The sequence below is a fragment of the Streptomyces sp. UH6 genome (assembly GCF_013421635.1).
Lineage (GTDB): Bacteria > Actinomycetota > Actinomycetes > Streptomycetales > Streptomycetaceae > Streptomyces > Streptomyces abyssomicinicus.
The window spans coordinates 1-1,645 of record NZ_JACADT010001160.1 but is presented as its reverse complement, the minus strand read 5'-3'; the positions used below and the strand labels follow the sequence as shown (position 1 = coordinate 1,645).

General features: G+C 75.4%; 1 protein-coding gene. It reads left to right on the top strand.

All coding sequences use genetic code 11. The features are described 5' to 3' along the window. A partial coding sequence (locus HW445_RS30220; protein WP_180223991.1) for an ABC transporter ATP-binding protein/permease occupies positions 1–1,566 on the top strand: 1,566 nt, incomplete at its 5' end. Positions 1,567–1,645: the final 79 nt, after the last annotated feature.

Below are 1,645 nucleotides of genomic sequence, written 5' to 3'. Positions count from 1 at the left end.
GTCGCCGTACCGGCTGTCGTCGCCGTGCGCGCCGCACTGGCCGTCACACAGCGGCGCACCGCCACCCGCGCCGGATCCGCGGTGCGGGTCGCTCTGCGCGACGAACTGCTCGACCACCTCGGCAGGCTGGGACCCGCACACCTGACGACGGCCCGCGCCGGCGCCGTCCGCACCACCCTGGTCGACGGGGTGGAGGGCGTCGACACGTACGTCTCGCGCTACCTGCCCCAGCTCCTGATCACCCTCACCGTGCCGCCCCTGGTCCTGACCGCCCTGGCCGTCGTCGCCCCGGTGGCACTCCTCGGCCTGGTCCCCGCCCTGCTGCTGGCACTGGCCGGTCCACGGTCCTGGGACCGGCTCCTCCTGGCGCGGGGGAAGGACCACTGGGACACCTACGAAGGTCTGGGCGCCGACTACCTGGAGGCGCTCCAGGGGATGCCCGCCCTGCGGGCCGCCGGGGCGGTGGGCCGCACCCGGGAACGTCTGGAGCGCCGCTCGGCGGACCTGCACCGGGCGACCGTCGCCAAGCTGCGGCTCTCCCTCGTCGACACCGGCATCACCGACCTGGCCATCCAGGGCGGTACCGTCGCCGCAGGTGTTCTCGCCGCCTGGTCGGCCGTCACGGGGTCCACCACGGCGGCCGGCACCTACCTGGTGCTGCTGCTGGCCTCCGAGTGCTTCCGGCCGGTCCGCGACCTCGCCCGGGAGTGGCACGCCGGTTACCTCGGAGCGTCCGCGGCGGAGGGACTCGCGCACCTGCGTACCGCCGAGCCATCCGTCCGCGACACCGGAACCGAGGCCGCGCACTGGACGGCGCCACCGGAACTCCGCTTCGAGGACGTCGCCTTCACCTACGACGGCGCGCCCTCGCCCGCCCTCCGGGGCGTCTCCTTCACCGCGCCCGGCGGCCGCACGACGGCGATCGTCGGCCCTTCCGGCGCGGGAAAGTCCACGCTCGTCTCCCTCCTCCTGCGACACCACGACCCGCAGCGGGGCCGTGTCCTCGTGGACGGGCGGCCCGCGACCCGGTACACCCTCGACTCCCTGCGCCGGGGCATCGCCGTGGTCTCGCAGGAGACCTACCTCTTTCACGCCACCATCGCCGACAACCTCCGGCTGGCCCGGCCGGACGCCACCGACGACCACCTCGCGGACGCCGCCCGCGCCGCGGGCATCCACGACGAGATCACCGCCCTCCCCGACGGCTACGCCACCGTCCTCGGCGAGCGCGGGGCCACCCTCTCCGGCGGGCAGCGTCAGCGGCTCGCCCTCGCGCGCGCCCTGCTCGCCGACGCCCGGGTGCTGGTCCTCGACGAGGCCACCAGTTCCGTGGACGAGCGCCGTGAGTCGGACATCGTCCGGGAACTGCTGACCGCGGCCGGCGGCCGGACCGTCCTGGTGGTCGCCCACCGGCTCGCCGCCGTCCGGCACGCCGACCGCATCGTGGTGCTCGACGGGGGACAGGTGGACGCGGTCGGGGACCACACCGGACTGATCGAGGCCGGAGGCGTCTACGCACAGCTCGCCCAGGCCGGCCGGACCCGCCGAGGAGAGATCGCCGCATGACCAGCACCGACGACACCCGCAACGCCGCCGACGCCACCGGCACTGCCGCCGCTCGCAGCACTGTCGACCCCCGCGGCGC